Genomic DNA, 1,559 nt, shown 5'->3' with positions numbered 1-1,559 from the left:
GCCATGCGCAGCTTGCCGGAATCGATCAGGTCCAGCATGCCGTCCTGGATCACCTCGGTGTAGGCGGTCATGTTTTCGAACGGGCCGTCGACCAGCCCGGTCAGCACGGCATTGGCGATGTTGCCGACACCCGACTGGATCGGCAGTAGCGACGCCGGCAACCGGCCCTTCGCAACCTCATGAGCGTAGAATTCCAGCAAATGCCCGGCGATGGCATGGGCGACGTCGTCGGGCTTGGAGAACGGCAAATTGCGGTCGGGCGCATCGGTCTCGACAATGGCGACGATCTTGGCAGGATCGCAACGGAAGACGCTCTCGCCGATACGGTCGTCCGGTTTCACCAGCGGGATCGGCACGCGATGCGGCGGCAGGGCGGTGCCATAGTAGATGTCGTGCATGCCTTCCAACTGGCTGTTTTGCCAGCGGTTGACCTCAAGTATCACTTGGTCGGCTCGGTCGAGCCAGGTCTTGTTGTTGCCGACCGACGACGACGGAATCAGCGAGCCATCCGGCAAAATGCCTGAAACCTCGACGACCGCCGTATCGAGCGGGCCGAGAAAGCCCTGCCAGGCCATCGGCGCGACCTGACTCAGATGCATGTCGAAATATTCCATCTCGCCGCGATTGATCTTTTCGCGGGCAATGGGATCGGAATTGTAGGGAAGACGGAACTCGATGCCGTCGGCCTTGGCAAGCGCCCCGTCGAGTTCGGGGCCGGTCGAAGCGCCGGTCCAGACACGCAGCCGGAACGGATTGCCTTTGGCATGCTCCGCCTCGATGCGGGCCGCTAGAGCCAAGGGCACTGTCTTGGGATAGCCCGAACCCGTGAAGCCGCTCATCCCGACTGTGGAGCCCGACTTGATCAGCGAGGCCGCATCCTCGGCGCTCATCACCTTGGATCGCAGGCTTTCGCAGCCTATCCGCGTTTGCACCATGTCTCGCCTCGCTCCAGCCGTTGCGCTTCGTTCCTCGCCCCCATTGAGGCTACCTGATATGGCATCCTCATGTCGGTGCAAGGGGCGATTGTGACGCGGATGCGGGCGGCGTCAGGCCGCTTCGGCCAAGCCGTTACGCTTGACGTTCAGCCGGATGACGGCCCGGATCGGCAGATGATCGGAGGCGATACGCGCAAGTGCCGTATCGTGGGCCTCGATCTCGGTGAGCAAATTGTGCGGCCTCGCCATGACGCGGTCGAGCGCCAATACAGGAAAGCGCGAGGGAAAGCTCGGAACGATCGCATGCATCGGGCCGAAGGCCGGCTCCAGACTGCGCAGCGACGAGCGTTTGCCCAGCCGCCATTCGTTGAGGTCGCCGACAAGCACCGTCGGCTTGTCGCTGTGCAGTTCGGCTGCGGTCAAAAGCGTACCAGCCTGCAGCTTGCGCGAGTGGCGCAGCAGTCCGAAATGCGCCGCGATGATGCGCAAGGGACCCGCTTCGAGTTCGAGATCGACGACGACAGCTCCGCGCGGCTCGGCCCCGGGCAGAACGATCTGCCGCGCCGAGCTCACCGACCCCTTGCGAAACAGCACCACATTGCCGTGCCAGCCATGGCTCATGCG

At 63.4% G+C, this 1,559-nt stretch carries 2 protein-coding genes; both read right to left on the bottom strand.

Features of this window, described 5'->3' with window-relative positions:
• Positions 1–935: acetyl-CoA hydrolase/transferase family protein (locus tag AC1DUU_RS31645; RefSeq protein ID WP_476787254.1), on the bottom strand; the 935-nt coding region annotated here is incomplete at its 3' end.
• A gap of 111 nt (positions 936–1,046) precedes the next feature.
• Positions 1,047–1,559 (bottom strand): endonuclease/exonuclease/phosphatase family protein (locus AC1DUU_RS31640; RefSeq protein ID WP_476787253.1); only part of this gene is annotated, 513 nt, incomplete at its 5' end.

The organism is Aminobacter sp. P4_H6_2, assembly GCF_056400805.1.
The sequence above is the reverse complement of the archived record's forward strand: the minus strand, read 5'-3'. Positions and strand labels throughout refer to the sequence as shown.